The following is a 25791-nucleotide window of genomic DNA, read 5'->3' as shown; positions in this document are numbered from 1 at the left end:
TCCTATACACAGGTTACTTTAATGAAAAAGTAAAAACCCCTTTTTCACAAACGAAAAAGGGGCTGCAACGTCTATCGCGTTCGCATCCACCCTTCTCATCTGTCAAGATCCAATCAATCTTGTAGGAATTGGCACCGCGACACCCATGTCAGACATGGGCCGGTTGCCGGGCTTCATAGGGCCTGTCCCTCCGCCTCTCTTGATAAGAAAGATTTCCACGTATATATTTTTCATATTTTGCAGTTCGATGATACAACTCGGATTATATCCTTTGGGAATGTCGCGCGTCAATAGAATACTAAGAAAAAATAGTTGTTTCACAATGTGTTTGTTTTATTGTGAATTTTCTCTATCATCTGTCTTGCTCTCCCGGGTGGGGAAGCGCTTCCGCTCCCGACCTGCTGCACGGGCAGCCTTCCTGCGCCGTTCCTCTTGCGCTTTGTCTACCTGCTGTCGCAAGCGGCTGGGCCAGAGGAAATAGCCGCACACCAGCGCGATCGCACCGCCGATCCCGGTATCGAGCACGCGCGTGAACAGTACGTCTGCCGACATCGGCGTCCCAAAGCCGAGCAGGACCACCATCAAGGGTGTCATCAGCATGGAGTAGACCGTGTAGCTGCGGCTGCGAAAGATCGGTCGAAGCGCAGCGAGGGCGGCCGCGAGCAGCAAGCCGGCCGTAGGCGGCAGCGAGCCGAGCAGGAGAGCGCCGCCCAGCAGAGCACCGGCCACGGTTCCAGCTCCCCTGCGGATGACCCGCGTCGCCACGGCAGCAAAGCTGCGCTGCAGCACGATGGCGACCGTCAACGGAATCCAGTACGACCTCTCCTGGTGGAGCAGCGCACCGACCGCTTCCGCCACCGCCATGCACAGGCCCATCCGCAGGCAATACTGCCAGCCGACAAACTCCTGCAAAGAGGCTCTCCACCATTTCAGCCTTTTGGAAAAAGACGGAGCAACCCGTCCCGGCGCTGCTTCTATCCTCTTCTCCCTGCCTGGAAATACCGCCGACACAAGCATGGATGCGCACGCTCCCCAGAGCGAGCCTGCCCCAAACAGGGCGCCCACTGCCCCTGGATGGTGCTGTCCGCCGTAGCTGTTCCCGCCCATCCCCGCGCCCATTACCATAAAAATGATAAACTGTGCGCTCGCGACCGCCGCCTCCCTGCCAAGCCCGCCCACGAGCGCCGCCAGAGCAGAAAGGAGTACCATCCCTGTCCCGTACATCCAGCCGTGATGACCAAGCAGGCCGCCGAGCAGCATCCCGAGTGCCCCGGCGAACACCCTGCGCAGCAGCGCGCCCACTCGCAAGATCATCGGCCTGTCTGCGTGCTGCCGTGAAGGTTCCGCTTCCTCCCCTTCTCCGCTGCTGGCGTGGATCATCGCCCCGTAGGCTGCCAACAAGCCAAGCTCCGTCTTGCCGCACAACATTCCCGCCGCAATCGGGCCGGCCATTCCGATCAGGCAAGCGGCGACCTGCGGCAGTTCGTTCCGCTCCCGGTTGAATATTCGCAGCATCTTCCTGCTCCTCTCATTCCTCGTTATACCGGCAGCATAGCACACCATTGTTGACATCTCATGTCAGTGATTCAATAATAGGAGCAAATTCACGGAAGAGGACGGAGAGTGAGCGATGCGGGCCGATCGACTGTTGACCATTATGCTGCTCTTGCAATCAGAAGGCAGGCTGACCGCAAAGGAGCTGGCCAAACGGCTGGAAGTATCGGAGCGTACCATTTATCGGGATATGGACGCGCTCTGCACGGCAGGCGTGCCGATCCATGCCCATCCGGGAACGGACGGAGGCTTCTTCCTGCCTCGCGATTACCGAATCCGGCTCGACGGCTTGACCAGGCCGGAGATTCACGCGCTGTTTTTGCACCAGCCCAATCAACTGGCGCAACAGCTGGGGATCGGCGATGCGCTGCGCTCCGCCTTGCTCAAGCTGCTGCATGCCCTGCCCGCCCCCGTTCGCGGGGATGCGGACTGGATTCGAGACCGCATTTTTCTCGACTCAGACTCGTGGCGGCCCTCTGCGGAAAACGTCCGCTTTTTGCAAACCGCCCAGCAAGCCATTTGGGAGGAGCGATGCGTGAACATGACCTACGTGTCCCGCCAAGGAAATGTTGCCGAGCTGGAGATGAAACCGTACGGCCTGATCGCCAAAGGAGGCATCTGGTTCCTCGCAGGCGAGAGCGGCGGCCAGGTGCGCGCCTTTCGGTTAGCCAGAGTCCGGTCGCTCGACATCACCGGGGAGCCTTTCCGCCGCCCCGACGGCTTTTCGCTGCAAGCCTTTTGGCGCGAATGGGTGACGCATTGGGAGGAAAAGCGTGCGCGTTTTTCTGCCGTTCTGGATCTGTCGGCGGAGGGGGTCGCGTTACTGGCAAAAGGAAGTGTCCTCCCGGGCGGAACTACTCCTGCCTCTCAGCCTTCTTTGGCGCGGAAAGACTGGGTACGGATCACGCTGCCCTTCGAGAACGAGGAAGCCGCCCTTGCCTGCCTGTTTGCGCTGGGGATACACGCGGTCGTCGTGGAACCGGCCGCGCTCGCCAGCCGACTGCAGGCGCAGGCGGAACAACTGGCGCAGTTTTACAGGACGGGGACGGGCGAAAGTGGGTAAGGGAAAACCCGTCTGCTTGCGCGGGCCATTCAGACAGATGCCGCGCTCTCGAGTCCCGGCTGGCCTGCGACCGCTCGCTTTCTTTCCAGCACCAAAAAAGCAGCACGCTCACTGCGGCGTGCTGCTTTTCGTTCCTTCGTCTGTGACAGAGGCATTCGTATCCGCGACCGCTGGCTGGAGCTTCTGCCGGATAAATGTCTGCACTTCCTCTACATCTGGCACGAGGACAGAGCCTGCCTGACGGGATTCCCGGAACATTCCCATCGGCGGCAGCTGGTATTCACCCGGATTTTGCGTGTCCAGATTCAGCCCCAGCGCGGACAGCTTCAGCATGTCCAGCGCGCTGATATTGGTCTGAACGTACGGCGTGACCTCTTTGAGGATCATTGGCAGCTGCAGCAGCGTCGTCCCTTTTTTCATCTGGTCGGCTACTGCCGCCAGCAGCTTGCGCTGGCGCTCCGTGCGCGTGTAATCGGAAGTGGCATCGTGGCGAAAACGGACGTATTGCAGCGCTTTGTTGCCGTCCAGATGCTGCAGACCCTTTTTCAGATTGATGTCGTAGACGCCTTTGTCTGTCGGGTCGTGGTAATACATGTTCTTCTCCACATCGAGCTCGACGCCGCCGACCGCGTCGATCAGCGCCTTGAAGCCTTCAAAATCGGTAATGACGTAGCGATCGACCGGCAGTCCCGTAAACTGGCTGACCGTCTTCATCGCAAGCTGTGGCCCGCCCTCCACGATCGCCGCATTGATGCGCGAGCTGCCGTTGCCCGGAATGTCCACATACGTATCGCGCAAAATCGAAAACAGATCGTACCGCTTCGTTACCGGGTCAATGCTGACCAGCATCATGGAGTCCGAACGAGGCAGCCCGTTATTTTTCATGCCCCGGCGATCGACCCCCATCAGCAGGATGTTGACGCGATCATTGCCATCCCACTGCGGGATTTCCGCAGCCTTCGTCGCCGCACCACCGTCAAGAGGCGGCGGGGTAATGACATTCGGCTCCTGAATGTCTTGGGCAAACTGATAAAAGGAATACCCGTAGTAGCCTGCCGTCGCGGCAACAACTACAAGGATGATGAACAACATCCGTTTCCATATTCGCATAGAGAATGACTCCACCTTTAGTCTCTGTATCAATGGGAATTTGACTTTCCGCTTTGTTTAGTATACTCGAATCCGCGGAAAGTGGGGCAGCCTTTATTTGGCTGACTCTTTAATAAACATTTTTGTTTACAAAGTATGATTAGTTGGTTATAATTTTCCTAAATCTTACCTAAAAGGGATGAGTCCTATGTTCTCACCAACTTCTCTCTTGCAGCGTTACCCCCGGGAAGCCTTGCTTTTTCTGGTCGCCAGTTTTATCAACGCCTCCGGCAGCGCTTTCATGTGGCCATTAAACACGTTGTATGTACATACGGTTCTGGGCCGCTCCATGACCGAGGCGGGCTTTGCCTTAATGTTGCAATCCCTCGCCGGAATTATCGGGCAATTTGCCGGAGGCGCCCTGTTTCATCGCCTTGGAGCCAAGCGCCTCATCGTCGGGTCGCTATTCATTCAAGGCTGTCTCCAGCTGGCGATTCCGTTTACCGGCAGCTGGCCCCTCTACCTTGCCATCATGATCGGCCTTGGCTTTACGCTGAACCTCTCCTCCCCTGCCATCCAGGCTTTTATCGGCTTCCGCTGGAAGGAGCAGCGGCGGGAGTTGTTCAACGTCATCTACGTGGCCAACAACCTTGGCATGGCCATCGGCACCTCGCTTGCCGGGATCGTGGCGGCCATTTCCTTTCAACTGACGTTTATGCTCAACAGTGCCAGTACGCTGCTGTTTGCCCTTTTCTTTTTTGTCTTCATGAAACACATCTCGCACCGGGAGCTGGTCGGCGATTCAGCGGCTCTCGCCGAAAAGCGGAGCCTCAAAGAGACGTGGCAGCTCTTGTATCGCTACCAGCTTTACTTGTTCATGGCGCTCGGTGCCGGATTGATCTTCTTCTCCACATCGGTCTGGAACACGGGGGTCGCACCTTATGTGACGGGACTGGGCATGCCATTGTCCGCTTACAGCTGGCTGTGGACGATCAACGGCATCATTATCTTCGCCGGTCAGCCCGTGACGAGCCTGATCAAACGGCTGCTGCAGCAAAGCCTGCCTGCCCAGATGGTGGCCAGCGCCGCCGCCTATGCTGGCGGATTCGGCTTTATGCTGCTGTTTCACAACAGCTACGCTGCCTTCGTGCTCGGGATGATCATCACGACATTCGGGGAAATGCTGCTTGCCCCGACCATCCCGACGTTCATCACCGAAAAGACGAGCGAGTCTGCGCCCTTTTACCTGGGGGTCGTCGGCGGCATCACGGCGCTGGGCCGACTGCTGGGACCGCTCGCCATGGGCTACATGTTCGATCGCGGCGGCATCCAGCCGGCTCTGCTGCTGGCGATGTCCATGTCGCTGACGGCTGTGCTCTTTTGTCTGGGGCATGCCTCGTTTCATCGGGTCAGCCGCGAACAGACCGGGGCAACTCGCTGAAGGCGCGTTTGCGATTGCTCCGCTGTTTTTCCTGCACTTGCCCGGGCCTTGGTGCCGGGGCGGAAAAAGGGGAAAGCTCGTGTGGTCGGCAGGAATTTGCATTCTCCCACCACGCAAAAAAGGGGCGTCTCCAAGTCAAAAAATGACTTTTGAGACATCCCCTTTTTCCTTTTTCCTGTTTCCCCAACCCAATCTACTCGCCAGGCTCGCGCTCCTGCTCCCAGGGCAGCCTGGGCAGCTGATACCATTCGCCTGCCATCCATTCGCGGGCTTTCCAGCGGAGGACGTCGGGGCGTACCAGCGGCATGATTTCCTGAAAGAGGGCGACGCGCTCGATGTCGGTCATGGGCGCGAAACGATTGGCGGCTGCAAGGTCGGCCTTAAGCTCTTCCATTTTGCTCACGCCCAGGATGGCGGTCGTAACCGGCAGGCTCCAGGTGTAGCGCAAGGCCTGTTCCGTCCACGGGGCGAGCTGGCCGAGGCCCATCACTTTCATCCCGATCACCGCTACACCTTTTTCTACGGCGAGCGGTACAAAGTCGTGCGCGAAGCTGTAAATAAAATGATCGAGCGCCGACAGGGCCACGAGGGCGCTGTCGAACGGGAAGCGGCGGATGGCTTCCGCCAGCAGGCGCGGGTCCGTGTGGCCGCTGATGCTGATTTTGCGGATCAGCCCCTGCTCTTTGGCCTCGATCAACGCTTCCAGCGCCCCGCCCTTGGCGAAAATCGCCTCGAGGTCATGCGGCTTCATGATGTTGTGCATCCGCCACTCGTCGATGTAATCCGTCTGGAGGCGTTTCAGGCTGCCTTCCAGATCCCGCAGGGCGAGGTCGCGGGTGCGCCCGCCAGTCTTGGTCGCGATCCACACCTTGTCGCGCAGCCCTTTCAGCCCCAAGCCTACCCGTGTCTCCGACTGTCCGTCGCTGTAGCTGGGAGCCGTATCGAAGTAGTTGACTCCCGCCTCCACGGCACGCCGGATGATCGCGATCGCTTCCTCCTCCGTGCAGTCATGCTCGTCTACAATGCGCTGGGCACCAAACCCCAGCAGCGAGACCTGATGCGGGTCTCGTCCAAATGAACGGGTCTGCATCCGACCAAATCCCCTTTCCTCTCGTTAGAAAATATGATTGGCTCACACACGCAAAACAAGACGCCCGAGCTCGAGCGCCTTGCCTATTTCCGGCAACGATTAGTTGCTGTATGTTTCGTACGCGTTCGTCAACAGGTTTGCGATCGTTTGCAGATCGTTGTTCTCGATCTGGTGACGCTCGATCATCGTCATGATTTTTCCGTCTTTCATGATCGCAAAGGACGGGGAGGACGGAGCGTAGCCTTCAAAGTATTCGCGGGCTTTCGCAGTCGCTTCCTTGTCTTGTCCGGCGAAAACGGTGTAGAGGTTGTCAGGCTTTTTCGGGTGCTTCAGGGAGTGCACAACCGCCGGACGAGCCAGACCTGCCGCACAGCCGCACACGGAGTTCACCACGACCAAGGTCAGTCCTTTGGCGTTTGGCAATGTTTGTTCGACTTCTTCTGCCGTGCGGAGCTCCGTAAAGCCATTGCGGGTCAGCTCATCGCGCATCGGCTGAATTACCTGGTTCATATATGCTTCATAGGACATCATAGGGCAACTCTCCTTTATGCTTCACGTTTTCCATTACTTCCATTATAGCCGGATCATGTCCGGGCGAGAATCGGGAAGTGCTCCGCAGCTACACTTCCATCAAAATGGTCAGGATCATCGGGTTGCGGCCCGTTTTTTCGTAGATGAACGGCTTGATTACTTCGTTGATCTGCGCCTTCAGCTCCGACCACTCCTTGATTTTCTTATCCAGCGCTTCCTGCAGGCGCTGGCGCACGAGCATGGTCGCTTCCTGGATCAGCGATTCGGAACCGCGCACGTATACGAAGCCGCGGCTCACGATGTCCGGCCCGGTCAAAATCTTGAAGTTCTTCATGTCCAGGCTGACGACGACGACCATCAGGCCATCCTCCGCCAAATGCTTGCGGTCGCGCAGGACGATGTTTCCTACGTCTCCCACGCCGCTGCCGTCGATCAGGACGATGCCCGCCTGCACTTTGCTCAGCCATGCTTTTTCGCGGGTGCAGTTCAGCACGTCGCCATTGTCCATGATAAAGATGTTGCTCTCGTCGATTCCCACCTGCTGCGCCAGCTTGGAGTGGGTCTTCAGCATCCGGTACTCCCCGTGGATCGGGATGAAGTATTTGGGACGGATGAAGTTCAGCATCAGCTTCAGCTCTTCGCTGCTGCCGTGGCCGGAAGCGTGGATGTCGAAGTCCTGGTTGAGCACGACATTCGCCCCTGCGCGGTACAGCTTGTCGATCGTCCGGCTCACGTTGATGGTGTTGCCCGGGATCGGAGAAGCCGAGATGATGACCGTGTCCTCCGGGTAAATGGAAACGGTGCGGTGGGAGCCGGACGCGATGCGCGTCAAGGCTGCCATCGGTTCGCCCTGGCTGCCCGTGCAGATGACCAGCACCTGATTGTCCGCGTAGTTGTCGATGTGCTTGATATCGATCAGCATACCTTCTGGCATCTGGATGTAGCCCAGTTCTTGTCCGATCAAAAATACTTTTTCCATGCTGCGGCCGATGACCGCCACTTTGCGGTTGCACTGCTCGGCTGCGTCCACGACCTGCTGGAGGCGATGTACGTTGGAGGCAAAGGTCGCGAGGATGATGCGCCCCCGCGCTTTGCGCACCACGTCGAGAATGCCTTCCCCTACCGTACGCTCCGACATGGTAAAGCCGTAGCGCTCGCTGTTGGTACTGTCCGACAGCAGAGCCAGCACATCGCCGCTCGCGCCGATGCGGGCAATCTTGCCGTATTCCGTCCGCTGCCCCACCGGCGTCATGTCAAACTTGAAGTCGCCGGTGTGGATGACCATGCCCTCCGGCGTGTGCAGCACGATCCCGAACGAATCCGGAATACTGTGGTTCGTCCGGAAGAAGGTCGCCTTCAGCTTGTCGAAAGGAATCTCCGTGTCTTCGGAAATGGGAATCAGCTTGACATCGTTTTGCATGCGGTGCTCTTCCAGCTTCGCCTTGACCAAGCCCAGGGTCAGGCGTCCGCCGTACACAGGCACCTTGATTTGCCGCAGCACATAAGGGATCGCCCCGATGTGGTCTTCGTGTCCGTGCGTCAACAAAAGCGCCTTGATTTTATGCTGGTTTTCTACCAGATACGTAACATCGGGAATGACCAGATCGATCCCGAACATCTCGTTTTCAGGGAATTTCACCCCGCAGTCGATAATAACGATCTCATTTTCGTACTCGACGCAATACATGTTTTTTCCGATCTCGCCGAGGCCGCCCATTGCGAATATCTTAACGTCGCTCAATCTCTTTCCTCCTAACATCATCGTGCATGATTTTGGAAACCCGAACCAAGCATGCCATTCTTATTGTAACACAACGCGAGGCGTTCGTTTCATCCAGTCTTGCAATCTGTACGAGGGAAATGGGGCAATTCGCCCGTCCCTGCAGGCCATCCTTTTTACCTATTGGCAAATTGTACATAATCTATGAAGCCAAAAGCAAGAAAACCGGCTCTTCTGCAGGACATTCGGGCAAACTACTCGCACACAGAGTATTTCCAGTCCGCATGTCCTCATGAAAGGAGCCCGGGCCCGATGCTGTCCAAAGCAAAAACGATTGTCACCGCCCTGCTGCTGTCCAGCTCCATGCTCTGGACGATGCCGGCGGCCGCCCAGCCCCCCTATGCCAAATGGGGCCAAATCGCCATGCAGCAGACGATGAAGGCGTATCCGCAGGCGAAAATCATCGACTACCTCCACGTCGGCCGCAAAATCAAAACGCCCACCACGTCAGAGGAGACGTTCAAGCTCTTGCTCCAGCAGGGCAATCGCGTGTGGGCGTTGTTGGTTCATATTGAATTCGAGACAAAAACGGAAAAGCTGCTGCGCATCCGTTTCGAGGAGACGCGCTGACCCTAGTCGGCCAACTGCTCGATGTCCGCCATGATCTGATCCATGTCCATTTCGGCGCCCATTCCGTACGCGCGGCGCATGTTGCCGTCCCCGTCCACGAGGAACATGCGCGCCGTATGGGCAAAGGAACCGTCCGGCTGCTTCAGCACAGCGATGCCGAAGTCCTTCGTCACCTTCTCCACGGCCTGGGCATCTCCGCGCAAAAACTTCCAGCCGGTCGGGTCTGCCTGGAACTTCCCGGCGTACTCCTGCAGGACCTGCGCCGTGTCAGAGTCCGGATCGAAGGTGATGCTCACGAACTCCACCTTGTCCCCGAACAGCCCCTTCGTCTTCAGCTCTTTTTGCATCAGCGACATATTGTACGTTGTGGCCGGACAAATATCCGGGCATTTGGTAAACATGAACTCGACCAGGCGCACCTTTCCTTTGCTATCCGAGAAAGTGTACGTCGAGCCGTTGCTGTTTTCCAGCGAAAAGTCGCTGAGCGCCTTCATGACCGGAATTGTTTCTCTGGTCAGGTACTTGTAGCCAAACACGCCGACGATCGCCAAAATCAGGACACCCGTCAGCACGGGGAACCAGTGGCGCTGCAAACCTGTTTCCTGCTGCTGCTTCGCTGCTTCACTCACGAGTCGCTTCCTCCCCCCTAGCGTTTTTACTGCTCTGTTTCTCCTGGCCATGCGAGCATGCCGCCTACCATGTTGGCTGCATCATAGCCTTGGGCTGTCAAATATTCCGTCGCCATATGGCTGCGCGCACCGCTGCGGCAAACCATCACGATCGGCACGTCTTTGTCCAGCTCGTCGATGCGATGCGGCAAAAAGCCAAGCGGAATCAGCTTCGCCTGCTTGATGTGGCCCGCGTTCCACTCGTCTACCTCGCGCACGTCGATCACTTGTACGTTTTCATTCGCTTCCAGCTTCGCCAGCAATTCTTCCGGGGTGATTTCCTTTACGCCATTGCTCATGGTCGATGAATCCTCCTAATCATGTCGTTCTTTTTGCAAATAAGATCCGTTCATGCCATTTCCCATCATATCATACGGGCTTTCGCTTTTCTAACGGGCAAACTGCGCCCCGGCAGTTTGGAGTGCGCCCTTCCGCGTTCCTGACCGCGAAGCCTTCCATATAAAATTAAGAAAGAAATCGCAAGGCCATGCTCTACTTGCCGTTTTCCCTCTCCCGCTCGCCCGATATACCCATTTAATCCTCCCTGATAACTTTTCATTAATTATTGACAGCCAACTGCCTTTTTCATACAATTGTGACAACATCAGATATGCCGTTTTCATCAAGAGTGGTGGAGGGACAGGCCCGACGAAGCCCGGCAACCTGCATGTGAGCATGTGAGGTGCCAATTCCTGCAGAATCCATAGATTCTGAGAGATGAACGTACTTCCGTGTATGACCGGAGCCTTCTTCTACTCAGAGTGGGCTCCGTTTTTTCTTGTTTTCATCCTATCTATAGAAAAAGGAGAGATACTCATGTCGAATCAGCAACAATGGAGACCTGAAACGATTGCCGTACACGGAGGCCAGGAGCCGGACCCGGTGACTGGCTCCCGCGCCGTCCCGATTTACCAGACGACCTCCTACGTCTTCCGCGATACGGAGCACGCGGCTAACCTGTTCTCCCTCAAGGAATTTGGCAACATCTACACGCGCATCATGAACCCGACACAGGACGTTTTTGAAAAACGGGTGGCCCAGCTCGAGGGCGGCGTCGGTGCCCTGGCGACGGCCTCCGGGCAGGCAGCGATCACCTTTGCCATCCTCAACATCGCGGGAGCCGGAGACGAAATCGTCGCATCCAGCAGCCTTTACGGCGGGACGTACAACCTGTTTGCCCATACGCTGCCGCGCCTTGGCCTCAAGGTCCATTTTGTGGATCAGTCCAACCCGGACAACTTCCGCGCGTACGTCAATGAACATACAAAAGCGTTTTTCTGCGAAACGATCGGCAATCCCCGCATTGACGTAGCGGACCTGCAAGCGATCGCCGACATCGCGCACGAAAACGGCGTGCCACTCATCGTCGACAACACGTTCGCCACTCCGATCCTGTGCCGCCCGTTTGAGCATGGCGCGGACATCGTGGTCCACTCCACGACGAAATTCATCGGCGGACACGGCACGGCCATCGGCGGCATCATCGTCGACTCCGGCAAATTCAACTGGAACAACGGCAAGTTCCCCGGCCTGACCACACCAGACCCGAGCTACCACGGGGTCGTCTACACGGAGGCAGTCGGACCGCTCGCCTACATCATCAAAGCGCGCGTCCAACTGCAGCGCGACATCGGCGCCGCCGTCGCTCCGTTCAACTCCTTCCTGTTCCTGCAGGGCCTGGAGACGCTGCACCTGCGCATGGAACGCCACAGCCAGAACGCCCAGGCTGTCGCCGAGTACCTCGCCTCCCATCCGGCTGTTGAGTGGGTCAACTATCCGGGTCTGGTATGCGACGCGAACTACAAGCTGGCGCAAAAATATTTGCCAAACGGCGCAGGCGCCATCCTCACCTTCGGCATCCGCGGCGGCGTGACAGAAGGCAAGAAGCTGATCGATTCCGTGAAGCTGTTCTCCCACCTGGCCAACGTCGGCGATTCCAAGTCGCTGATCATCCATCCGGCGAGCACTACGCACCAGCAGTTGACCGAGGAGGAACAAGTCGCTGCAGGCGTGACGCCAGGGCTGATCCGCCTGTCGATCGGGACGGAGTCGATCAAGGATATTATTGAAGATTTGGAACAGGCGTTGAAGGCGGTAACGGAACAGATCACGGCTTGACCAAAAACAGGCAAGTCCCCCTGGCCATTCTGCTTGGGGGACTTGCTTTCCTATTACGCTCCCGATTGCAAAGCTCCGTCAATTGCCTTTTGGACCATCGACGTGCCTGATAATCCACGCATATACGCGCTCTCTTAGATCAGACCTGCCACTTCCGTCATCCTCGTTTTCCTCCGAAAATCTGGCTATCTCCGCGTCCGAGAGGAAACTTCCGTAGTCTGTATCGTCCAGACTGTCGATCAGTTCGGCCAAATACTTCTGAAACGGCTCGTCCTCATAGCCATGGACGTCATCTGTTCCCGAGGAATTGTCGGCGTAGACGGACGCGGGAATTGCCAGCGACAGGAGAAAGAGAGAAGCAGCTACCTTTTGTCTCCACTTTTTCAATTTCAATCACTCCTTCATTTTCATTTTGGTTTCGTTTCCACAAACGGAAACATATCCCACCGCATCATAAATGGTTTGCTGTGAATCGTAAATCCTCCGTCAGGTTGAGATTCGCTATTTTTCTCGAAGCAAAGCGAAAAGGCGGGGAGTAGTTCCCCACCTTTGCTTGCTATTAGCGGCGTTCGCCAGCTTTTTGAGTTCCTTCGAGGTTGAATGTGAGGTTCACTCCGTCGCCCTGGAAACGGTTTTGGTCTTCGTTTTTGTTCACAAATTCGATACCTACGTAGATTTTGTCGCTATCGCCAGGTCTCAGGTCGAAGTTTTGAGTCCACCAGCTGCTGATGTCCAGCTTGCCCATTGCTTTCAGTTCTTTCAGCGTTTTGCCGTTGTTTGGATTTACGATAATGCGTTGTGGAAGCGGAATGTTTTCATCGGTGCTCTTCAGGAGATACACTTTCAGGTTTTCATCGAAGTCTTCCGCGCCATTGTTGTTGTCAACATCGTTAATGGTGTAGTCGATGTTCATCAGCAGTTTGTCTACACTGATGCTGCCTTCGTTTTCTACTACAAAGGTTCTTTCCATCCAGTCACCTGGTTTCAGGTTAGACACGTTGAATACTGCGGAGGCTGGAGTAGCCCCGATTTTCATTGTACCAGCAGCAAATGTGTTGCCTTCGATTTTCGCTGTTGTGTTGAACCATGCGAACGTTCCTCCGCCGATCAGCGCTGCTCCCAACCCTACAGATGCCAGTGTTACTGCGAATTGTTTTTTCAAGCTCATTCCTAATTCCTCCCAATTTTTTATATAAGTTCATGTATGATGACTCGAAGCTTGGTAACAGATATTCCCTTGACCCTATTACCAACCCCCAAGGAATCACCCTGCCGGGTAATCGACTGCTTAGGCTCGTGTCTTGGCGGGTTCCTCTTGCTGCTTGATCATGCGCATGAGCTTCCATATTTGACTGATCATGAGATAGAGTCCGGGACCAGCCAGGAAGATCAGCATGCCTGTCGGTGATTTCACGAATTCGATGAAGTATCCGATATACGGAACCGAGTATTGTACCTTTCCTTTCACCCTGTCGGCGGTTACCGGATCGCTGTCTTTTCCATCGTTCGCATCACCCTTGGTGATCAACTTGCCATCGACGATATCGATGACACGGTGGGTAATGGTCCGTTTTTCCAGATCCTCGAAGGTGACGATATCGCCTTTGTGAATCTCGGAAAAAGGCACTGGCTTCACGGCAACGATGCTTCCCGTATCAAAGGTCGGTGACATCGATCCGCTCAGTACAACCATGATTTCATTCCCAAAAAGTTCGGTCTTTCCACCATTCATCTTTCCGATGAAGAGGAAGCTGCAGAGGGAGATCACGAGTACCAGGAGCAGCGTGGTTAATATCGATATTGCTTTTTTGAAGTAAACCACAATTTTTCAATCCCTCACTTTCCTTCTGTTCGGCTTGTTATCGTGCCGTTCACAGTTTTCATTTTACGAATTTCCTGAAATCTCAACTTCCTGCATCAGGGTGAATATCCCGAAATGCCGGTAGTATTTGCGTATACAACCAACCGATTCATCCGCCTCATTCTGAAGGATGAGAGCTTGTCATCCATTTCGTTGAGGCAGACGACGATCTGGCTGTTTTGCTGGCAGCAAGCGGCCGCACCCCCCTTCCGGAAAAAAGCCGGGATGGTTTTCACGAAAAAAAGGCGGGAATCCATCCCCGCCTTGTCCGTAAAACCTGTTTAATCTACAATAATGGCTGGCTTGTCGCCGTTGTCTCGCTTGATCCCTTCCCACTGTGTCGCTTCCAGATCAAAGGAAATCTTGATGGAATCCCCCTGATACTTGTTCTGGACGTATGTTCCATCCGGATTTTTTTGTTCATTATTGATAAAACCGATTTTCATTTCGATTTGATCATCATCTGCTGCATCGCTTCCAGACTTCGGATTCAACAGATTTCGATAGGCTATGTCAATCCGCTCCGTTTGCGTCAGCTCATACAGATCACGCAAGGTGACGGTATTTTTCCCCAACCGCCACTTGAGCTGCTTCAACAGATCCATATCGCTCGTCGTGTAGGGAGATTCTGCTTCTGTCTTGAAAAACTGAAATTCAAACTGGCTGAGATAGTCCAGAGCACTTGCCTTTTTCCCCGCAGCATCGTTGATGTTTACATGGCCGTCCGGGTCCGTTCCCTCACTGAAGTCGGTTTCCGGGTTGAAGTTCAGTTGCAGCAATACTTCCTTGATATCCAGTGACCCCGTATTTTTTATATCAAAGCGCCTGGTCATATAATCGCCAGGCTTTAAGCCTTGCAGATCAAACTTCATTTGATATCCGTTGACCGCCGCTACTTCCATATCCAGCGTGCCTGCCGCAAACGTGTTGTCGCTGATCGACGCCGTACTGCTAAACCACGCATATGTACCTCCGCCAAGCAAGGCTGCCCCGATCCCCACGGATGCCAGCGATAACGCCAATTGTTTTTTTACGTTCATTCCTATCCCCCTTCTTCAGCGGTAGCTGTACTGAAATCAAAGCCAGTGTTCGCTCCTCATTATTCATAATTGTATGTTTTTTAGGAATGAGCGGCTTCCTCCATCAGGGGAATTTGTCTAAACCGAAACGGTGGATTGTTGTCCTATACTTCAGGATGAGAGCATCTACTCCTTTCCGGCTGTTCTGCCATAAAAAGACCCGGCGAACATCGGGACTAACCCCCGTCCGCCGGGCAAATATGGGGTATTTTGTGCGGCCACGCGACCGGTCAGCTCACAGCGAAGCCGGTGCGCCCGCAGACGGTTCTCCCGGGGTACTTGGGGAACCGGATGGCGTCGACTCCTGCGTGTCGGGAGCCGATGAACCTCCCGAAGCCGCTGGAGCTGGCGGTGCCGGGCCGCTCGGGTCTGTCGATGGCGTGGCCGGTGTATCCGCTCCAGGTGACGGCGGCTGTGCAGGTGCCGTCGTGTTGCCTTCCGGGTCGGGGGTGTCGGGTGTGTGCGGCGTGGAGCCAGAATCTGCTGGCGTCGCAGGCGTGCCCGGTGTCGTCCCCGGGTTTGCCGGCGTGCCAGGCTGATTCGGCTGGCTCGGCGCCGCTTCCTCCGTCACACTCGTCGACTCATTGTATGACGTGCTTAGCGTCAACGGGATCGTCAGGGAGTAAAAACCGCCCAGCGCCGTCACGTGCAGCTCGCCGCGCTCCGTTTCGCTTTTTCGTTTGCCCCTTGCTTTCTGGTAGCTGTGCGCCACCTCAAAAACGATCTCTTTCCCGTCCTTTTCGCCGTATATGCGCTGAATGGTGACCTCGCTCGCTGCCTCGCCTGTTACCGTAATATTGGCCTCGTTCAAATCCAAAAATTCCCGCTGAGGCACAAACACCACGCGCTGGACGCCATTCGCCACGGAAAGGCTGCTGTCTGTCGTCTGGGAGGAAGAACCGTCCGCATTCACCGTGCGCCTGATCTTGATCCGCTTCTCTACCTTTGTCTTCAAAACGATCTGACTGGTGTCGGTCACGAAGACGTCTTCATTGCTGCCCGTTGATACGGGGGATACCTGCTTCTTTTCACTGGTCAAAAAGGAGAGTGTTTCATCCAGAGGCGCCAGCTGCAGCATCAATGCCGCCGTCACCAGCACCATCGCCAGTTTTTTCAAGTCACTCCCCCCTTACTCCGCGAAGATCGCATTCGGTGTCGCCTGCTTCGCCAAAAAGCGCAGCTCCAGCTCACCTTGCAGCGACTGATAGCCGTGGTCGACGCCTTCTGCTGGCAAATACACCGTAATGAAAAACGTTTTGTCTCCCTCACTCGCCGAAAACTCGCCCTCAGTCCCATTGGGGCGAGCGATTCCCGGCTGCTCCTGATGCAAGTCCTTCACCAGACCATCGTACACTTCCTGGGTGCCCTCCGTGATCCGGATGCGCAGCACTTCCTCCAGTTTTTGAGCCGCGCCAGGCGTTCCGCTGTCCTTTACACGCGCGATGATCTTGTAAAAAAAGTCCAGGTCACTGGCCCCTTTGGAGAGGGTCGCCTTGATTTGCCGGGCGTCTCCGGGGATCATCTTCGCCAGGTCCACCACCTGATTGCCGCCCTGCATAACCTTCCACTCGCTGCCGAAGCTGCTGCTGGAAATGTCGAGGAGGCCGACTGCAAACTCGTGTCCGGCGTCCCTCGCTTCCTGCCACATCCAGCTGTACGTCGTATCGCTCTGTCCCCAAAAGGACAGCGCGAGCCCGAGCAGAAAAACGCTGCCGATGATCTGATCACGGAGCGGGGCGATACGCGCTCTCGACCGCGTGCGCGTCCTCGACCACTCCTTTTGCTCATCACTCATAGACGTTGTTTTCCAGGTATACATCTGCCTTGTACAAATGGAGAGCCAGCTCCTTCGTCTCCTTGTCTTCTCCCGCGATCTCCTTAAATCCGTCAATGCCATCACCTACCCGGACTCCGCCGCTGTCCACCGCGTATTGGCCGACTTTGGCGAAATGGTTGTCGACAATCTGGACCTGCGACTCCTTGTCATTGGCGATGACGACCGCATGATTGCCGCCTTTGAACGTATTGCCGGCGATCAATACGGCCTTGATGGTCTGATCGAGTACGATCGCCTGATCTGCTCCTTCAAAGACGCTGTCTTTCACCGTCAAGCCTTCGAGGTATTTGCCGTTTTCGGCAGCGCTGTCTGCATCTGCGGAGTTTTCGCTCGCCCCCGCCGTGCGAATCGCCTCGGAGAACCCGCTGCCAAAGGTGCAGTTTCGGAAGCTCACGTTGGAGCCGACCAGCAAACCTGTACCGCTGCCTTCAAAGCGGATTCCGTCAAAGGAGACATCCTCCACCGACAGTTCGTCGGCTCGCACGACGACTTTGCCTTCCTGTCCCGGGGCTGCTTTCCACGTGATGTTCCTGGGCAGATCCAGCCCGCCCAGATCGTATGAGCCAGCCGCCAGCACAAAGGTCATTCCTTTGGCTGCCGCACCGTCCTTTTGCTTCGCGCTTTCCTCTTCTCCGATCCGCTCCGCCAGCTTCATCGTGTCGAGCAGCTTCTTGCCGCTTAGATCATCCGGCGTGAACGTCATGACGGGACCGCTCTGGGCAAAGTAGTCGCCGTTCTCCTGCTGGGTCGCGAGGAAGCCGAAGCTGACCTCTGCCGCCTTTTCCTGCACTTCGTTGCCCGTGCTCTCCGGCAAATAGACCGTATATTCCAGTTGATCCCGCTCGCCTTTATCCAGTTCCGGAATGACAACATTCGCCTGTGTCAAGGTGCTGACACGTCCGTGATAGATCAGCTCGTCGTCGCTGGTCCGGCGAATCTCCACCACCAGCTGGTCGTACACGACGTCATCTCCGTCGGCCTTGTTCGCCAGGAGCGCGTACTTCACAGGCACGTCGCTGTTGTTTTCGACGCTGATCGTCTTGGTCATCCGAACACCCGGCATGAACTTCTCATGCCCTTCCGCCTGAAATGTCGCGTGCGTCTCGCCGTCCAGCTTGATCTCCAATCTCCCTGCAGCGAATGTCGTCGATTCATCTGCCTGACTCGTAAAATACGCGTATGTGCCAAAGCTGGTGCTCACCGCGATCGAAGAGATGAATGCCGTCCCCAAGATGACCCGCTTCCACGGCCAGTTTTTCACCTGTTCCCACTTCATGATCGTTCCCCCTCAATCTTCTCGGTTTGAAGCGATGCTGGCTGACTGTCCTGCCTGCTGCCAGCCCGGCGCTGTGTATAGACCAAATAGGTTACAAATCCTGCGAAAATCACCGCCATGACAAGCGGCTCTTTGAAAAACTGCTGCAGGGCCGCCGCGAACGGAATGGTAAAGACGACTTTCCCCACCAGCCTGCCTGGAGCTGTCCAGCCGCCATCCGCTTCCTGATTGGCATCGCCTTTGGTTTGCAGATAGCCGTTTTCCAGCCGCTGGACGACGCGGTGCGTAATCAGAGACCTCGTCTGATCATCCTTCCAAAATGTGACGATATCGCCTGGCTGGGGAACAGCGCTCGCGTACCGGGTGACGACCACCATATCGCCAGCGTTGATCGCAGGAGACATACTGCCCGTCAGGACGGAGAGCACTCTCCAGTTGCCCATCCCGGGGATGCGATCGGCATTCCAATAGCTGCTTGCGTACAGAAAGAGATTCAAGATGAAAATAAGGGCCAGTAACAGAAGACCTATACGCTTTGTCCAGACGATTCCCACACCGTTCACCTCTTTCCCTCATTGTACGAGGTTCGCCCCCCTGTATCTTCCATCGTCGGAGGGACTATGCCAGCTTGAAAGGTGGAAGATTTTCAACCGCCAGACGGACGGCTTCTCATACTGAAGGAGGAGGAAGGATGAGAGAGCAAAAAAAATACTGCTTTTCGCAAGCAGTATTTTGGTCAGTCGGATTCAGTTGGCCGCCCATAAAACTACCCCACCATGGGAGGAACGTTCGACACTCTCGTGGGGGAATGGATCTGCACCGATTTGACGAACGCCTTGACCACCTTCTCGTCGAACGTCGTCCCGGCCATCGTGCAGATTTCCTCAAAGGCTTCTTCGATCGTGGCGGTCTGCCGGTACGTTCTTGTCGTGGTCATCGCCAGAAAGCTCTCGACGATTCCCAGTATTTGCGCCAGCAAGATGATGTCGTTGCCTTTCAGCTTTTTCGGATACCCGGACCCGTCAAAGCGCTCGTGATGATCTTGCAGGGCGCGGACTACGCGGGCAAAAGCCGGCTCGTCCCTGAACATTTCGTAGCCGAACTGGCAATGCTCCTGAATAATCTGGTATTCAAAGGCCGTCAGCTTTTCATCCGTCTCAAACACGTAGTCCGGGAATTTGATGCGGCTGACGTAGTGCAGCAGGGAGAGCAGCTTGATCTCCCAGTCGCTCACCTGCTCCTGGGGGAACTCGCGCAGCATGCGTTTGATCAGCCGGCTCATCTGCTCGATCTCCCGGCTGCTCGTCTGCGTTTTCCGCTCCACGATCGGGACCAGCGTATTGAGCAGGGTAATGGCATACTCGCGATTGTGCTCTTCCGTAGCTGCCCTGGCTTCTCCCATCCGCTTCTGGAGGGAGCAATAGCCGATCCACGTGCAAATGGCACTTGCCGCCGCGAGTGTCAGGTGGAAAAAGTCGTCCATGCTAAACACCCCGCTCTTCCCCCAATCCAGGCTGAAGGCGTAGAGCAGGTAGCTGGCTGCCCCCCACATGAACAAGACAGCCCGGTCGTAAAAGAAGCTGAGATAAAACGGATAGAGAATAAAGACGGTCCACAAGCCGCTGAACTCCTGCGGATTGTACAGGCAAAAAAACAGGAGCAGGCATATTCCCAAAAAAGCAGAAGCATGGAGCGTATACGTCTCTGGAAACAGATAACGCTTGTGCAGAATATAAACCGTCCAGCTGACAGCCGCGCAAACGGCCAATCCCACAATAGCTGTCCACTGGATCGCGATGATACCGCATGCTTGAAGGAGGACAGCCATCCCCGCGTCAATACTGACCAATGTGGAAATCCAGTAAAACATGGCATCCGCTAGGTAACTGGCGTGGTCTCTGTTTCGTTTCCTTTGCCTCATGACAAACCCTCTTTACTGTTTTTGCGTGGGGCGAAGGCGGTTATGGCGCAACTTTGACCAACCCCTTTTTCAGTGCGTACAGCACAGCCTGAGAACGATTCGGTTGCCCGGTCTTGCGAAGAATGCTGCTGACATGCGTCTTGACCGTCGCCTCGGAAATGAACAGGCGCTGCGCGATCTCCTGATTGCTCAAATTCTCGACGATCAGCTGAAACACTTCCTGTTCCCGGTCCGTGAAGATGATGTCGGACTCTTCCTTGCGCTTGCGCTGCAGCTTGGACTGGAAGCACGAATACCCCATCATCACCATGTCCATCGTATGGAGAATCTGCTCGGGAACCGTGTCCTTCATGATGTAGCCGTCCACGTTGGACTCCAGCGCCCGAAATACGTCCTCGCTCTCGTCAAACGCGGTCAGGATCAGGACCTTGACGTCCGGGAGCTGCTCCTTGAGCACCTTGCAGCTTTCAATGATCGATACTCCCGGCATCTTCAAGTCGGAGACGATCAGATCAGGCTTCACCGCCAGCGCCTTCTCCAGCACCTCATCTCCGTCGCTGGCTTCCGCGACCACTGTGTAGCGTGGAGAACTCTCCAGAATCATTTTCAACCCCTCACGCACGATGCGATGATCGTCTGCGAGCAGCAGTCTCACGCTATCCATGCATCTCCACCCCTTTTCTCGGTATAATCGCTATGATTTCCGTTCCCTCGTTAGGCTTGGAGCGAATATGGAAGGTTCCTCCTACTTGCGCGATCCTCTCCCGCATGCCCACGACTCCATACCGTTTGTCTTCTGTTGTTTTTGCATCCGCAACGAACCCGATGCCGTCGTCATGCACGCGCACCTTCACTTGCAGCGATGACGCCTCTACGCTCACCGACAGGACGCGCGCCTGCGCATGCTTGACCACGTTGACCGTCGCCTCCTCCACCATCCGGTAGATCGCATTGAGCACGTGCAGCTCTTCTTCCAGCACTCTCCCCTTTGAGGTAAAGCGCACCTGCAGTTCAGTCCCGACTGTCATCCGCTTCAGCAATTGCTCGATCGCTTCGGACAGCTGCTCGGACTCGCGAAACTCTCGCAAATGAGTAATGGTGTGCCGGACCTCTCCGTGACACCACTTGATCCGCTCCTCGATCTGCGCCAGCTGCTCCGCTACCTGTGTCTGGACTTCACCCGGCAGCTTGCGCTTGAGCTGGTACAACTGGGCCTGCAGGAAAAAAAGCTGCTGGGCCAGGCCGTCGTGCATATCCTGCGCCAAATCCCGGCGCATCTCCTCGTGCAAGGACTGGGCCAATTCGTACTTGATCCGGTTCTGCTTCCCATGCTGGCAGACGATGAGAGACACGATGCGCAGCAAGAGCCGCTCTCCCCGATGAATGACGCGCTTCGGGGAGACGGAAAAGACAAGGCATCCCCACGCCTCGCCGTCCAGGCGAAGCGGCATGCATATGTATGTATCTTTGCGTCCAGAGTAATCATCCAGCTGCTTGACCTGCATCCGCTTCCATTCCTCTGCCCCCATATCCAACAGAGTATTCAGAAAGTAGTCCCGCTTCCAACCTCCCTCTCCTTCCCGCTCGTGGTAAAGGCACAAGAAAGCCTGCTCCGCCCCGAAGACGCGCCGCACCAGCTGCTCCGTTGCCGCCGCCAGGCTCGTCTCGGGATGGGCAGCCACCTTTTGCATGTACAAAAGCACATGGCAGCATTTCGCGTAGAGCTTCTTGATGGACCGCAACAAAGCAGTAAGACACAGCGCCATGATTGCCCACAGCAAAATGTCTAGGATCAGGCGCAGCCCGGTAAAATCCATGTCGGGCGGCACGATGGACAGAGGCAGCGAATCCTGCAGCAGGGATGCGGACAAAATGAACAAAATCAGAATCAGCAGGACCTGCTCCAGCCGCAGGACCATCAACAGCCACAGCAGCGTCGAGTACGCGTACAGCAAAAACGGACTTTTCCACTGCCCGGTCTCCAAGATAAAAAGCAAAGCCAGTCCCATATCGACCAGTCCGAGCATGAACCATCTTCTTCGCGGGAGCGCATAGCAAAGAATGAGTGCATATGCCATGACGATCAAAAGAAAAATGGCAAACGATCGATAGTCTGAATCAGGAGCATCCATATAGAAAAAGCAGAAAACCAGAAGGAGCACCCATTGCAGAAAATAGATTGCAAGACGAAATTCCTTTAATAACCACTTCATCAGACAGTGCCCCGTCTCCCTTTGCCCATCTTTCTTTCACCGTACTAGGACCATATGTCTATCGTACTAGATAATGTCAAACATTGACAATATATGAAAAATGTCGAACGCTGATAACACCTTTATCTGTCAAGTTACATTTGTTCTACAAAAATTTATTTTGTCGATAAATTGGCAAAATCAGGATGCGGCTTGTATAATGATTACGCGAGCATTGCCCCTACCTCTTCAAAAAAAGGAGAATTCCCATGACCCTCTCTCCCGTAGATAACCTCTTGGCCAGCATCAACCACGTCATTGTCGGAAAAAGCGAACAAATCCGCCTGCTTATCACGGCCCTGCTCGCACGCGGCCATGTGCTGCTGGAAGACCTGCCCGGCATGGGCAAAACGGTTCTCGCCAAAACATTGGCACAAGCGATCGGCGGGACGTACAACCGGCTGCAATTTACCGCTGATCTTCTGCCGTCAGACGTGATCGGGCTGCACGTATACAATCAGCGCACACAAGAGTTCGAGCTGCGCAGGGGCCCGATTTTCGCCGATGTATTGCTCGCTGATGAAATCAACCGCGCCACGCCGCGCACCCAATCCGGCCTGCTGGAGGGCATGGAAGAACGCCAGGTGACCATCGAGGGCATCACCTTGCCGCTCCCGCCTGCCATGTTCGTGATCGCCACCCAAAACCCCATCGAATCGGAAGGCACGTATCCGCTTCCCGAAGCGCAGCTGGACCGCTTTTTGTTCAAGCTGTCGCTCGGCTACGGCACGCGGGAGGACTCCCGGGAGATTCTCCGGCGCTTTCGCAGCGACTCTCCGCTGGGCGAGGTCAAACCAGTCATTACCGTCGACGAAATCGCCGCTCTGCAGCAGCAAGTGACGTCCGTTCATGTGAGCCAGGCCGTGGAAGACTACGTCATCGACCTGACGGAGGCCACGCGCTCGCATCGCTCGGTGGAAGTAGGGATCAGCCCGCGCGCCATGCTCGCCCTGCTGCGTGCCGCCCAGGCTGCTGCCTTTGTCGCTGGCCGCTCCTATGTACTGCCGGACGACGTGAAATGGGTATTCCCCAGCCTCGCTACCCATCGGATTCGCCTGTCGATGGAAGCCGAGCTGCACGTCACGGAGGCGGAGGTCGCAGCGCAAATTTTGCAAAGCGTACCGGCACCGGTCGAAGAAAGCGTATAAGGCCATGAGCACGAAGCAGACCTTTCACGTCATCGGCTTCCTCCTGTTGCTGTTCGCCCTGTTCTCCGGCAGCTGGTTCCTCTGGCTGTTTGGCGGTCTGTTCTTTTTCATGCCAGCCGTCCAGAGCTGGTGGCTCGCAAACATGAGACGCTGGATCAAGCTCGAATGGAGTGCAGACCAAAGCCGGGTCATGCCGGGCACGCCAGTACGTGTCACCTTGCGTCTGCACAACCGCTCCTGGCTGCCGCTCCCGGCTACCTGGCTGCGGTTCACGCTCCCGGATCACGTCACAGTCGAGGGGGCAGACGAAGTGCGGCAGAGCAGGCAGCGGACGGTGGTTCGACTCCGCCTGGATCTGCTTGCCCGGCAGGGAGTGGAACGGGTGCTTACCCTCACCCCGCACAAGCGCGGAGTCGTTTGGCTGACAGAAGTGCAGTCCGAGTCGCTCCCTCTGTTCGCGGAGGAGGTGACTGCCCTTCCTTTGCAGGCTTCTTTATCCTTGCTGGTCTATCCCGCCCCGTTGCCTTTACCTCCCGTCTCGCTCGCGGATACCGACCCGGACGGCAGCCGGCTCCGACGGCAGCGCAAGCAGGAGGATGTCACCTTTCAGCGCGGCGTACGTCCCTACATTCCGGGTGACCGCTTCAAGCATATCCACTGGAAGGCGACCGCCAGGACCGGCGTCCATCAGACGCGGGTGTTCGAGCACACGGCAAGGTCCGACTGGCGCATCGTCGGCCATATTTTGCCTTCGTACGAGCCTTTGCTGCAGCGGCACAACGACAGTATCAACGAACGGACGATTTCCTGCCTGGCCGCGCTGTCCATCCTGTGCCGCAAGCGCGCGCTCGGCTACGAGCTGTTCCTCACCGTCCGGCAGCGTGGACGCTACCAGTACCATCTGGCGGCAGGCAGCGGAAAAAGCCACCACCTGCATGTGATGACCCAGCTCGCCCAGATGCATACTTTCGTCACGACTCCGCTCGCCCCGCTCCTCCGCCGATTGGAGACGAGCCCTGCCCGGGAAGCGATTCTGCTCGTCACCCCTCGTCTGGACGAAGCGGCCGAGCAGGCTATCGAACGGCTTCTCCGCCGCGGGCACAAGGTGGCGGTGCTGGATGTCGCCGCAGAGACGGCCGTGCTGCGCCGCTGCGAGCCGGGGCGTTCCGTGAGCGGAAGGAGGATCGCGCGATGACGTATGCGACGATTGGACGCTGGGCGCTTGCCTTTTGGCTCGAAGCGCTGCTTCTCGCAGGCGTCGTGATGCTGTTTGGCTTGTTGTCTGCAAGCCTTGAAAACTTTCTGCTGTTTGGCGTGTTCGTCTCGCTGCTTTTCGTCCTGGGCGGGATCGTCTTTCACGAAGGCGGACGGCATTCTCTCCTGCAGGCTTTGCTCTATCTTCTCGTCGCCGGTGCAGGTGCGCTCGCTTACCTGGTCTTCGGCTCCTGGATGATCGCGCTCCTCGCAGCTTCCCTGTACTACTGGCGCATTCATGCCGTGGCGTCCGCAGGCGTCAGCCATGCCGCCCTGCAGCGGCGGTTCGTGCTCGCCCTGATGGCCTGCCTCATGAAGCTGGCGCTGGCTGCCCTGTTCGGGGCAGCCGTTCACGCGGCAGCGTTCGATGCCACTCCCTACTACGGGATGATGGCGTTGACGCTCGGGAGCTACCTAGTGATCGGTCTGCTCGAATACGTCACACGCGAGCGCGACGCAGCCGTGCGCCCGCCGCTCCCGATCCGCGTCAGGCTGGGCGGACAGTTGCTGGCTTCACACTCGCTATTGCTCATCGGCTATGCGGCGGCCGCTGCTGTCGTCCTCGGGCTGCTCGGCCTTTTGTGGGGCTGGGCGAAGGGCCTGCTCGGCAGCGTCCTGTACCGGTTGAGCCAGCCTCTCCTGGAAAAGCTGACGGAATGGGCGGAAGGTCTGTCCGGCGTATTGGGGACAGACCCACGCGTGGACGACTTGCTCGCAAATCAGGGCCAAAGCGGAGACCAGAGTCTTTTGCCCGTCGATACGGGCGAGCCGCTGCTCTCCCTGCTGGAGCCGTATATGCTGGCTACCGTCTCCCTGGTCGTCATCGCTGCACTGGGCAGAGCGATCTGGAAAAGGCGGTTTCGCAAAAGCGATACGATCGTACAAACGGCTCCCGCTGCTGAAGCCGCGTGGACTCCCCTCCCGACTGAAGACAGGGAAGACGCCCGCCTTCTCCGGGAAGTGCGCCAATGGTTCAAAAAAGCGCCCGGCCGGGCAGACGATCCGGTCCGCTACGCCTACTACCAGTTTTTGCAGTACACCGCAGCTAAAGGCATCCCGATCCATCGCTTCGAGACCAGTCAGGAGTATTTGCGCCGGCTGCAACAGAGCTGGCACGACCCTTCGACCATCGAACTGGCGAGGCAGATCACCCGCTATTACGAGCAGTATCGCTACCGCGAGCAGTCTCTTTCTCCTGCCGACCTGACGGCGATGCAGCAGGCCGTGCGCGCCTTGCGGGAAAAGCCGTTGACCTAGCA

The 25791-nt window shown here is 56.5% G+C and carries 25 protein-coding genes and 2 riboswitches; of the genes, 7 read left to right on the top strand and 18 right to left on the bottom strand.

The window, feature by feature from the left end; genetic code table 11:
• Positions 1 to 92: 92 nt before the first annotated feature.
• Positions 93 to 209: riboswitch (SAM riboswitch) on the bottom strand.
• 124 nt (positions 210 to 333) lie between these two features.
• Positions 334 to 1515 carry an FUSC family protein gene (locus tag ACFSO0_RS06380; protein ID WP_376877948.1) on the bottom strand — a complete coding sequence of 394 codons (1182 nt, stop codon included), beginning with the start codon at positions 1513 to 1515 and terminating at the stop codon, positions 334 to 336.
• A gap of 115 nt (positions 1516 to 1630) precedes the next feature.
• Between ACFSO0_RS06380 and ACFSO0_RS06375 the strand changes: the two genes are divergently transcribed.
• A complete protein-coding gene (locus ACFSO0_RS06375) occupies positions 1631 to 2617 on the top strand; it encodes a helix-turn-helix transcriptional regulator (RefSeq protein WP_376877945.1) in 987 nt (328 codons plus the stop codon).
• 108 nt (positions 2618 to 2725) lie between these two features.
• Here ACFSO0_RS06375 and ACFSO0_RS06370 read toward each other — a convergent pair whose 3' ends face one another.
• Positions 2726 to 3727 (bottom strand): LCP family protein, encoded by a 1002-nt coding sequence (locus ACFSO0_RS06370; protein ID WP_376877942.1) that lies wholly within the window; start codon positions 3725 to 3727, stop codon positions 2726 to 2728.
• Positions 3728 to 3914: 187 nt separating this feature from the next.
• Here ACFSO0_RS06370 and ACFSO0_RS06365 point away from each other — a divergent pair, with 187 nt between their 5' ends.
• Positions 3915 to 5147 (top strand): MFS transporter, encoded by a 1233-nt coding sequence (locus tag ACFSO0_RS06365; protein WP_376877939.1) that lies wholly within the window; start codon positions 3915 to 3917, stop codon positions 5145 to 5147.
• 193 nt (positions 5148 to 5340) lie between these two features.
• Here the strand turns inward: ACFSO0_RS06365 and ACFSO0_RS06360 are convergent, their stop codons facing one another.
• The 3 genes from ACFSO0_RS06360 to rnjA all read right to left on the bottom strand — a co-directional run bounded on the left by ACFSO0_RS06360 (position 5341) and on the right by rnjA (position 8527).
• Positions 5341 to 6237 carry an aldo/keto reductase gene (locus ACFSO0_RS06360; RefSeq protein WP_376877936.1) on the bottom strand — a complete coding sequence of 299 codons (897 nt, stop codon included), beginning with the start codon at positions 6235 to 6237 and terminating at the stop codon, positions 5341 to 5343.
• 99 nt (positions 6238 to 6336) lie between these two features.
• The gene (locus tag ACFSO0_RS06355; RefSeq protein ID WP_376877933.1) at positions 6337 to 6768 is read right to left on the bottom strand and encodes a BrxA/BrxB family bacilliredoxin; all 432 of its coding nucleotides are present in this window, start codon (positions 6766 to 6768) and stop codon (positions 6337 to 6339) included.
• A gap of 88 nt (positions 6769 to 6856) precedes the next feature.
• Positions 6857 to 8527: a ribonuclease J1 gene (rnjA, locus tag ACFSO0_RS06350; RefSeq protein WP_376877930.1), complete on the bottom strand. Its 1671-nt coding sequence runs from the start codon at positions 8525 to 8527 to the stop codon at positions 6857 to 6859.
• A gap of 324 nt (positions 8528 to 8851) precedes the next feature.
• Between rnjA and ACFSO0_RS06345 the strand changes: the two genes are divergently transcribed.
• Positions 8852 to 9118 (top strand): YqzG/YhdC family protein, encoded by a 267-nt coding sequence (locus ACFSO0_RS06345; RefSeq protein ID WP_376878099.1) that lies wholly within the window; start codon positions 8852 to 8854, stop codon positions 9116 to 9118.
• Between the two features lie 2 nt (positions 9119 to 9120).
• Here ACFSO0_RS06345 and ACFSO0_RS06340 read toward each other — a convergent pair whose 3' ends face one another.
• Together ACFSO0_RS06340 and ACFSO0_RS06335 are read right to left on the bottom strand one after the other, a co-directional pair.
• The gene (locus tag ACFSO0_RS06340) at positions 9121 to 9747 is read right to left on the bottom strand and encodes an SCO family protein (protein ID WP_376877927.1); all 627 of its coding nucleotides are present in this window, start codon (positions 9745 to 9747) and stop codon (positions 9121 to 9123) included.
• A 26-nt stretch (positions 9748 to 9773) separates the two neighbouring features.
• On the bottom strand, positions 9774 to 10085 hold the full coding sequence (locus ACFSO0_RS06335; RefSeq protein ID WP_376877924.1) for a rhodanese-like domain-containing protein: 312 nt from the start codon (positions 10083 to 10085) through the stop codon (positions 9774 to 9776).
• 317 nt (positions 10086 to 10402) lie between these two features.
• Positions 10403 to 10510, top strand: a riboswitch (SAM riboswitch).
• 92 nt (positions 10511 to 10602) lie between these two features.
• Here ACFSO0_RS06335 and ACFSO0_RS06330 point away from each other — a divergent pair.
• Positions 10603 to 11904: a homocysteine synthase gene (locus ACFSO0_RS06330; RefSeq protein ID WP_376877921.1), complete on the top strand. Its 1302-nt coding sequence runs from the start codon at positions 10603 to 10605 to the stop codon at positions 11902 to 11904.
• Positions 11905 to 11982: 78 nt separating this feature from the next.
• On the opposite strand, the gene ACFSO0_RS06325 is transcribed toward ACFSO0_RS06330, so the two are convergent.
• The 11 genes from ACFSO0_RS06325 to ACFSO0_RS06275 all read right to left on the bottom strand — a co-directional run bounded on the left by ACFSO0_RS06325 (position 11983) and on the right by ACFSO0_RS06275 (position 22091).
• Entirely contained in the window at positions 11983 to 12291 is a 309-nt protein-coding gene (locus tag ACFSO0_RS06325) for a hypothetical protein (RefSeq protein WP_376877918.1), read from the bottom strand.
• A gap of 172 nt (positions 12292 to 12463) precedes the next feature.
• Positions 12464 to 13072, bottom strand: a complete 609-nt coding sequence (locus tag ACFSO0_RS06320; protein WP_376877915.1) for a TasA family protein — start codon at positions 13070 to 13072, stop codon at positions 12464 to 12466.
• Between the two features lie 120 nt (positions 13073 to 13192).
• On the bottom strand, positions 13193 to 13726 hold the full coding sequence (locus ACFSO0_RS06315) for a signal peptidase I (protein ID WP_376877912.1): 534 nt from the start codon (positions 13724 to 13726) through the stop codon (positions 13193 to 13195).
• 320 nt (positions 13727 to 14046) lie between these two features.
• Positions 14047 to 14805, bottom strand: a complete 759-nt coding sequence (locus ACFSO0_RS06310; RefSeq protein WP_376877909.1) for a TasA family protein — start codon at positions 14803 to 14805, stop codon at positions 14047 to 14049.
• 274 nt (positions 14806 to 15079) lie between these two features.
• A complete protein-coding gene (locus tag ACFSO0_RS06305) occupies positions 15080 to 15961 on the bottom strand; it encodes a hypothetical protein (protein WP_376877906.1) in 882 nt (293 codons plus the stop codon).
• Between the two features lie 12 nt (positions 15962 to 15973).
• Positions 15974 to 16639 (bottom strand): hypothetical protein, encoded by a 666-nt coding sequence (locus tag ACFSO0_RS06300; protein ID WP_376877903.1) that lies wholly within the window; start codon positions 16637 to 16639, stop codon positions 15974 to 15976.
• On the bottom strand, positions 16632 to 17957 hold the full coding sequence (locus tag ACFSO0_RS06295) for a TasA family protein (protein ID WP_376877900.1): 1326 nt from the start codon (positions 17955 to 17957) through the stop codon (positions 16632 to 16634). The genes ACFSO0_RS06300 and ACFSO0_RS06295 overlap by 8 nt, the downstream gene beginning before the upstream one ends.
• Positions 17954 to 18520 (bottom strand): signal peptidase I, encoded by a 567-nt coding sequence (locus tag ACFSO0_RS06290; RefSeq protein ID WP_376877897.1) that lies wholly within the window; start codon positions 18518 to 18520, stop codon positions 17954 to 17956. The genes ACFSO0_RS06295 and ACFSO0_RS06290 overlap by 4 nt, the downstream gene beginning before the upstream one ends.
• A 203-nt stretch (positions 18521 to 18723) precedes the next feature.
• Complete coding sequence (locus ACFSO0_RS06285) at positions 18724 to 19878, bottom strand: HD-GYP domain-containing protein (RefSeq protein ID WP_376877894.1); 1155 nt, start codon at positions 19876 to 19878, stop codon at positions 18724 to 18726.
• Positions 19879 to 19918: 40 nt separating this feature from the next.
• Positions 19919 to 20542 (bottom strand): response regulator, encoded by a 624-nt coding sequence (locus ACFSO0_RS06280; protein ID WP_376877891.1) that lies wholly within the window; start codon positions 20540 to 20542, stop codon positions 19919 to 19921.
• On the bottom strand, positions 20535 to 22091 hold the full coding sequence (locus ACFSO0_RS06275) for a sensor histidine kinase (RefSeq protein WP_376877888.1): 1557 nt from the start codon (positions 22089 to 22091) through the stop codon (positions 20535 to 20537). The genes ACFSO0_RS06280 and ACFSO0_RS06275 overlap by 8 nt, the downstream gene beginning before the upstream one ends.
• Before the next feature lie 248 nt (positions 22092 to 22339).
• On the opposite strand from ACFSO0_RS06275, the gene ACFSO0_RS06270 reads away from it, so the two are divergent.
• The 3 genes from ACFSO0_RS06270 to ACFSO0_RS06260 are packed head-to-tail and all read left to right on the top strand — an operon-like array spanning position 22340 to position 25789.
• The gene (locus tag ACFSO0_RS06270) at positions 22340 to 23278 is read left to right on the top strand and encodes an AAA family ATPase (protein WP_376877885.1); all 939 of its coding nucleotides are present in this window, start codon (positions 22340 to 22342) and stop codon (positions 23276 to 23278) included.
• Positions 23279 to 23282: 4 nt separating this feature from the next.
• Positions 23283 to 24473, top strand: a complete 1191-nt coding sequence (locus tag ACFSO0_RS06265; protein WP_376877882.1) for a DUF58 domain-containing protein — start codon at positions 23283 to 23285, stop codon at positions 24471 to 24473.
• The gene (locus tag ACFSO0_RS06260; protein WP_376877879.1) at positions 24470 to 25789 is read left to right on the top strand and encodes a DUF4129 domain-containing protein; all 1320 of its coding nucleotides are present in this window, start codon (positions 24470 to 24472) and stop codon (positions 25787 to 25789) included. Before ACFSO0_RS06265 ends, ACFSO0_RS06260 begins: the two co-directional genes overlap by 4 nt.
• Positions 25790 to 25791: the final 2 nt, after the last annotated feature.

Source organism: Brevibacillus sp. GCM10020057 (genome assembly GCF_042683565.1).
GTDB lineage: Bacteria > Bacillota > Bacilli > Brevibacillales > Brevibacillaceae > Brevibacillus.
Note: the sequence above shows the minus strand (reverse complement) of the source record. Positions and strands in the feature narration are given on the sequence as shown.